The organism is Luteimonas panaciterrae, from assembly GCF_020511115.1.
In the GTDB taxonomy this organism is placed as follows: Bacteria; Pseudomonadota; Gammaproteobacteria; order Xanthomonadales; family Xanthomonadaceae; genus Luteimonas; species Luteimonas panaciterrae.
In genome coordinates this window covers 1-443 of sequence record NZ_JAJAVH010000102.1, presented here as the reverse complement: position 1 = coordinate 443, position 443 = coordinate 1, and the positions used below count along the sequence as shown (strand labels likewise).

The following is a 443-nucleotide window of genomic DNA, read 5'->3' as shown; positions in this document are numbered from 1 at the left end:
GAAGCGCGAGTGGAATCGACGCGCACACGCTACTACAGCGTGAACTCTGAAGGTGGCGGCAACGAAGAGAACGACGGCGCAACCGGTGAGGATGCGATCGCGATCGGCAAGGATGCGTCGGCGGCAGGCGACTTGTCGGTGGCGGTGGGTAGCGGCTCGACCGCGGTAGGGACGGAGAGCACATCGGTAGGCGTGTTGAACACGGCATCGGGAGAAGGCTCGACGGCGGTGGGTTACGTGAACGTCGCCAGCGGTGCGAACAGCACTGCGGTGGGTCATTTCAACGTGGCCGAGGGTGAAGGCAGCAATGCTGTGGGCCGTGGGAACACGGTGTTCGGTAAGAACGGCAACGCCTTTGGTAGCGACAACGTGGTGGAAGGTACAGGTGCCACTGCGGTGGGCATGGAGAGCGTGGCTGCAGGTGAGAACAGCTTCGCAGCGGG

1 pseudogene is annotated in these 443 nt (G+C 63.4%); it reads left to right on the top strand.

Going from position 1 to position 443, the window contains the following annotated elements:
* Nucleotides 1-443: pseudogene (locus LG367_RS18455) on the top strand (hypothetical protein); the annotation flags it as partial.